The sequence below is a fragment of the Mesorhizobium sp. M7A.F.Ca.MR.148.00.0.0 genome (assembly GCF_003997735.1).
Classification (GTDB): domain Bacteria; phylum Pseudomonadota; class Alphaproteobacteria; order Rhizobiales; family Rhizobiaceae; genus Mesorhizobium.
The window spans coordinates 37,576-43,575 of record NZ_RZTB01000049.1; the positions used below are offsets into that span (position 1 = coordinate 37,576).

The following is a 6,000-nucleotide window of genomic DNA, read 5'->3' on the forward strand; positions in this document are numbered from 1 at the left end:
CTCGGCTGCACGGCCCTTGAGAATCCTTCAGCCTTCAGCAACATGGCGGTAGGACTGGGAGCGCGAAGATGAGCAAGGCCATTTCCACCGCATCATCGAGGGTCCCGCGCAACACGCCGATGGCGCTGACCGAGGCGTTGGTCGCGCGCACCATGCGTGCTGTCGAGGATGCCGGGCCGACGCCGGGCATGGTTCACATGACCGATGCCGACTATGCGCGCATCCGCGACGAGGTGCTGGCCGGCGCTCCGGCCGGGCCGCTGAAACTATTTGCCTATGGCTCGCTGTTGTGGAAGCCCGCCGGCGAGGTGAGAGGCGGAGAACGCGCGGTGGCCAGCGGCTGGCATCGTTCGTTCTGCTTCACGGTCCAGCGTTTTCGCGGCACGGTCGAGCAGCCCGGCCTGATGATGGCGCTCGATCGCGGCGGCCAGTGCCAGGGCATGGTGTTCGAGATCGCGGAACCGGTGGCGGCTAACCTCGAAGCGCTCCTGCGCCGCGAAATGACCATCCTGCCCGCCGTCAACGTGCCGCGCTGGCTGCAGGTCAGGACCGAAGGCGGCCCATGTCGCGCGCTTGGCTTCGTCGTTGATCCCGCCAATCCGCGTTATGCCGGCAAGCTCGACAAGCAGGCGATCGCGGCGACGCTGGTGACAGCCGTTGGTCATTGGGGCTCGGGCGCGCAATATCTTTTCGAGACGATCCGCCACCTCGAAGCCTGCGGCATCCGCGACCGCAATTTGTGGCGGCTGCAGGAACTGGTGGCCGTGGAGATCGGGCTGACCGTCGCCCAGAAGTGATCCGCTCAAGCGCGGCACGCTTCAGTCGTGTTTGGCCCCGGATGCTTGCAGGCCACAGCACCTTGCGAAGCAAATCTCTGATTTCGGAAGTCTCCGCAGTGAGGATTTAATGAATTGAAAACAGTTCTGGCCCAACGATGACCTGAACACCGGCGCAGGACACGGTGCGCGTGGGGCCAATCATGAAATCCTCGACCGGAGAGCATTACCCAGCGCTGGATCAGGTTCGTGGCCTGGCGGCCTTTCTTGTCTTTACCTGGCATTTCCTTCATGCGTCTCCTGCAGGCCCCGTGCCTTATGACTTTGTGCCGGCTCTTCCTATCTTCAGCGTTCTGGATGAAGGGCATACTGGCGTTTCCCTGTTCATGGCGCTTTCCGGCTACCTGTTCGCCAAGCTGCTCGATGGAAAACAGATCAGCTATCTGCCCTTCTTTGCCAACAGGGCCCTCAGGCTGCTTCCGCTTCTCCTGGTCGTGATATGTATCGAGGCTTGCCGCAGGTACCTGGCCGGCCAGTCCCTCGACGGGTATTTCACGAGCGTCGGATTGGGGGTTCTTTTTCCCGCCCTCCCGAATGGCGGCTGGTCGGTAACGATCGAAGCGCACTTCTACCTGTTGCTGCCGTTCTTGCTGATGGCATCCAAGCGGTTTGTGTTCGCGCCCTTGCTGTTCATCGCGGCAGCCATTGTGCTGAGGTCTGTCCTGTATGTGCAGATCGGCGAAGTGCAGTCGGCGGGGTCCGTAACCATCATAGGCCATGCGGATCAGTTCCTGGCCGGCATTCTTGCCTTCCACCTGCGTGCCCGCGCGAAGAACCAGCACTGGCTGGCGCTGGCCGTTCTCATGGCTTTTTCCGGGTTCTTCTGGTGGTTCGATGCAGCCGGCGGATTTTACCAACTGGGCCGCTATCCGTCGCCTCATTGGATATGGATCATCCTGCCGACCCTGGAGGCGGCAGCCTATTCATTCGGCATCGCCTACTACGACACGAGCTTTTCGAAAAAGCGAACAAGCCCGCCGTTCAGGATACTGGAGAAGGCGGGGGCCTACAGCTATTCGATCTATCTTCTGCACCTGTTCTTCGTCATGCAATTGGCGGCGTTCATAGACACGCATGTCATGAGCATCAGCAATTTTTACGTCGCATGCCTCTGGTCCGCATTGTGCTTCGTGGCGACGATCCCGATCGGTTATCTCAGCTACACCTGCGTCGAGGCGCCATTCCTGCGCCTGCGCCAGCGCTATGTGGACCGAGAGCCCGAAACCGCGGCATCGACCGCGGCTGAGCTTGGATCGGCCATCGCCGACAGACCGACCTCCTTCAGCCGTCCCTGAGCCATACCAGCATCTCGCCGGGCTCGCGGTTGTCCCAGGCGAAATAAGGAATGGCGGTCAGGCGTGTCTCGGCGGTGGCCGGCGGCTCGGGCCTGTACAGCCCGTCCTGCCACCCGTCGGCGGCATCGGCAAGTGCCGCGGTCGACAGCGTCACCACGCCGCCGAGAAGTTCCGGCCGGTGCTGCGCTTCGATGGTGGCCGTCCGCGGCAGCGTCAGGCGATGCGGCTGGCTGTCATTGTCTGATGCCTCGACGCAATAGATCAGCGGGCCGCGCGACAGCGCGACGCGGCCGGCATCCTGGCGCACCTGCGGGTTGGCATAGAGCCGCTCGATCGGCATTTCGAGATCGAGCCGGATATTGTCGCCCTTCGTCCATGTCCGCTTGATCGCGGCGTAGCCGTCGCTGGTGATCTCAGCCAGCTTGATGGCCTCGCCGTTCACCTTCAACTGGGCACTGGCGCTCCAGGCTGGAATGCGCAGGTGCAAGGTGAATTCGACCGGCGCCTGCGGTTCGAGCGCGATCTCGACGGCGCCGTCCCAGGGATAGCGGCTCGTCTGCGTCACGCCGACCGGGACGCCCGATATGTCGAAACGGGCGGTCGAGTCGCCATAGAGATGGATGGCCAACGCGTCGTCGGCCAGGCTGTAGAAATAGCTGCCGATCGAGGCGACCATGCGCCCGATATTGGGTGGGCAGCACGGGCAGCGGTGCCATTTCCACCTGTTGTGCTTGCCCCGGCTTTCCAATGGATTCTCGTAGAAAAACAGCGAGCCGTCGAGCGACAAGCCCGAGATCGAACCGTTGTAGAGGGCGCGTTCCATCATGTCGGCGTAGCGCGCGTTCGGCCCCATGCCGAGCATGCGGCTGGCCCAGAACACCAGGCCCACCGCTGCACAGGTCTCGGCATAGGCGCTCTCGTTGGGCAGGTCGTAGTCGCTGGTGAACCCCTCATTGTGCGCCGATGGCCCGAGCCCGCCGGTGATGTAGAGGCTCTTGGTGGTGAGATCGTCCCACAGAAGGTCGAGCGCCGACCGCAGCGTATCATCGCCATATTCGGTCGCGATGTCGGCCATGCCGGAATAGAGGTACATCGCCCTGACAGCATGGCCGACGACCTTGTGCTGTTCTCGCACCGGGATGTGCGATTGGCTGTATTCATAGGTCTTGAAATGATAGGCCTTCGGGTCGGCGCCGCGGGCGCGGGCCTCCTCGTCGAAATAATGCGGCTGCTGCCCGCGCTGGTCGATGAAGTATCTGGCCAGCTCCATGTATTTCCGCTCGCCGGTCACCCGCGCCAGCTTGACCAGCGCCAGCTCGATCTCCTCATGTCCGCAATAGCCCTTCTTCTTGCCGGGCTCGGGGCCGAGCACCGACGCGATATGGTCGGCATAGCGGCACATGATGTCGAGCAGCTTGCGTTTTCCCGTCGCCTGGTAATAGGCGACCGCGCCCTCGATCAGGTGGCCGGCGCAATAGAGCTCGTGGCAGTCGCGCAGATTGGTCCAGCGCTTGCCGGGCTGGATGCGCTGATACCAGCTGGAGAGATAGCCGTCCTCCTGCTGCAGCTTGCCATACATGTCGATGACGGCATCGATCTTCTTCTCCAGTTCGGGGTTCTTGCGCCGGTAAAGCGAATAGGCCGCGGTCTCGATCGTCTTGCCGAGATCGGAATCCCAGAACATCTGCGTGGTCACCGTCGATCCGGTGAATTCCGCGCCCTGGCGGTCGGCTTCGTCGGGAGAGGGCGAGTGGAAGGGGATGACTATGCCGGGCGAGGGGCGGTCCGGATCGATCTGCTCCAGCATGCGGGCCTCGACGCAGCGCTCGTAGAGGATGTCGGCGGTGCGGGTGGCGACAGCGTCGGCGCGGTCGCCCCAGAAGCCGTGCACGTCGACCTGCGGCACCGGCAGCGGGCGGAAGGCGAGCTTCGGTTTTCCGGTTTTTGCGGATGGCGATGCGGTCATGAACTTACTCCATTCTATTTGACGGCCCCGGCCATCAGGCCGCGGATGTAGAAGCGCTGCAGCGCCAGGAAGAGGATGAGGCACGGCACCATCATCACGGTGACGCCCGCCTGCACCGCGCCCCAGTCGATGGCGCCAAAGCGGCCCGACTGCAGTGCGGTCATCATCACCGGCAGCGTGAACTTGGATTGGTCGGTCATCAGCACGAGGGCGGCGAGGAATTCGTTCCAGGCGCCGAGGAAGGCAAACAGGGCGATGGTGACCACGCCCGGCCAGACCAGCGGCAGCATCACCTTCAAAAGCATTGTGAGATTGCTGGCACCGTCCATGCGGGCGGCCTCCTCGATTTCGCGCGGCACGGCGTCGAAGGCGTTGCGCATCATGAAGATCGAGAACGGCAGTTGCAGCGTCACATAGACGCCGACCAGGCCGGTCAGGGTGTTGTGCAGGCCAAGCTTGGTCAGCACCAGGAAGATCGGCGTCAGGATCGACTGGAACGGGATCATGATCGTCGACAGGATGAGGATAAAGAACAGGTCCTTGAACGGAAACCGGAACCGCGAAAAGCCGTAGCCGGCCAGCACGCTGACGGCGACCGACAGCACGACCGTCATCACCGAGACATAGATGCTGTTTTGCGCAGAGGCCCACAGCCCGTCGCCGAAGCTGTTGAGCGTGGCATAGTTCTCCAGCGAGAACCCCGACGTCGGCCAGGGCGGCAGCGGCGGCAGGCGTGCTTCGGCCGCCGGCTTGAACGCCGACAGCACCGCCCAAACAATCGGCGCGGCGAACAGCACCGAGGCGACGATGCCGGTAGAATGCTCTGCGACGCGGCTCAGGAGCCGGCGGCTACGGGAGGCTGCCTGCGCCATCAGTCGAGACCCTCCGGCTTGCGCAACAACCATAGCTGGACGAGGCTGAGCGCCACCAGGATGACCAGCAGCACCATGGAAAGTGCCGCGCCATAGCCGAGCTTGAACGACACGAAGGACTGGTTGAAGATCCAGTAGACCGCCGTCAGCGTCTGGTTGCGCGGGCCGCCGCGCAGGATGATGTAGAATTGGTCGAAGGCGAGGATCGAGCCGGCGACCGACAGGATCAGCGCCAGCGCCAGCGTGCGGCGCATCAGCGGCAGGGTGATCGCCCTGAACCTGGCGAAAGGCCCGGCACCGTCGATGACGGCCGCCTCCTGCAGGTCCTGCGGGATCGATTGCAGGCCGGCCATCAGGATGATCATGGTGAAGCCGGCGACCTTCCAGACGACCATGGCGATGATCGACCAGAAGGCCGGCTGGAAGGTGGCCAGAAGGTTGAACTTCCTGTCGATCAGTCCGAGGTCGTAGGCGGCCGGGCTGAACAGGCCGGAATCGACATTCAGCAACCACGACCAGAGCAGGCTGGCCGAGGCGAAACCGACAACCGCCGGCATGAAGAACATGGTGCGGTAGAGATTGGTCAGCGGCCGCGGCCGTTCGACGAACAGCGCCAGCGGAAAGGCCACCACGAAGATCGCGATGGTGACGATCACCGTGTAGAAAGCGGTGAAGCGCAGCGCGTTCCAGAACCTGGTGTCGCGCAGGATGGCGACGTAATTGCCGAGGCCGATAAAGCTGTGCTCGCCCATCAGCGGCCAGTTGTGCAGCGACATCCACGCCGTCATGCCGAGCGGGATCAGGAAAAAGACGACGACCAGCGCGACAGCCGGCGCGACATAGAGCAGGCCGATCCATTGTTGGCGGCTGGCGACCCTGCGGGCGCGGGGCGGGGCAGGGGTTGCTGCGGTGATGGTCATGGCTGTTCCCTTGGCGCTGCGTCCCCCTCCCCCATGAGGGGAGGGTCCGGCCGTAGGCCGGGGGTGGGGTCCTCTGCGGAGCGCGCCGACATCAAGAACGTCGAGCACTGC

5 protein-coding genes are annotated in these 6,000 nt (G+C 63.4%); 2 read left to right on the forward strand and 3 right to left on the reverse strand.

Annotated features, from left to right (window positions below; translation table 11 throughout):
* The first annotated feature begins 68 nt into the window (after nt 1-68).
* Complete coding sequence (locus tag EOB49_RS18920) at nt 69-797, forward strand: gamma-glutamylcyclotransferase (RefSeq protein ID WP_127381881.1); 729 nt, start codon at nt 69-71, stop codon at nt 795-797.
* A 182-nt stretch (nt 798-979) separates the two neighbouring features.
* Nucleotides 980-2,131, forward strand: a complete 1,152-nt coding sequence (locus EOB49_RS18925; protein ID WP_127381882.1) for an acyltransferase — start codon at nt 980-982, stop codon at nt 2,129-2,131.
* Here the strand turns inward: EOB49_RS18925 and EOB49_RS18930 are convergent.
* The 3 genes from EOB49_RS18930 to EOB49_RS18940 are packed head-to-tail and all read right to left on the reverse strand — an operon-like array spanning nt 2,118 to nt 5,889.
* Nucleotides 2,118-4,097, reverse strand: coding sequence for a glycoside hydrolase family 127 protein (locus EOB49_RS18930; RefSeq protein WP_127381883.1), 1,980 nt, complete (start codon nt 4,095-4,097; stop codon nt 2,118-2,120). The two genes, EOB49_RS18925 and EOB49_RS18930, sit on opposite strands and share 14 nt — an antisense overlap.
* Nucleotides 4,098-4,111: 14 nt before the next feature.
* Entirely contained in the window at nt 4,112-4,969 is an 858-nt protein-coding gene (locus tag EOB49_RS18935; protein WP_127326524.1) for a carbohydrate ABC transporter permease, read from the reverse strand.
* On the reverse strand, nt 4,969-5,889 hold the full coding sequence (locus tag EOB49_RS18940) for a sugar ABC transporter permease (RefSeq protein ID WP_127381884.1): 921 nt from the start codon (nt 5,887-5,889) through the stop codon (nt 4,969-4,971). Before EOB49_RS18940 ends, EOB49_RS18935 begins: the two co-directional genes overlap by 1 nt.
* Nucleotides 5,890-6,000: the final 111 nt, after the last annotated feature.

Coding starts and splice junctions, on each gene's coding strand:
- EOB49_RS18920 (WP_127381881.1), top strand. CDS start 69: ATGAGCAAGGCCATTTCCACCGCATCATCGAGGGTCCCGCGCAACACG.
- EOB49_RS18935 (WP_127326524.1), bottom strand. CDS start 4,969: ATGGCGCAGGCAGCCTCCCGTAGCCGCCGGCTCCTGAGCCGCGTCGCA.
- EOB49_RS18940 (WP_127381884.1), bottom strand. CDS start 5,889: ATGACCATCACCGCAGCAACCCCTGCCCCGCCCCGCGCCCGCAGGGTC.
- EOB49_RS18930 (WP_127381883.1), bottom strand. CDS start 4,097: ATGACCGCATCGCCATCCGCAAAAACCGGAAAACCGAAGCTCGCCTTC.
- EOB49_RS18925 (WP_127381882.1), top strand. CDS start 980: ATGAAATCCTCGACCGGAGAGCATTACCCAGCGCTGGATCAGGTTCGT.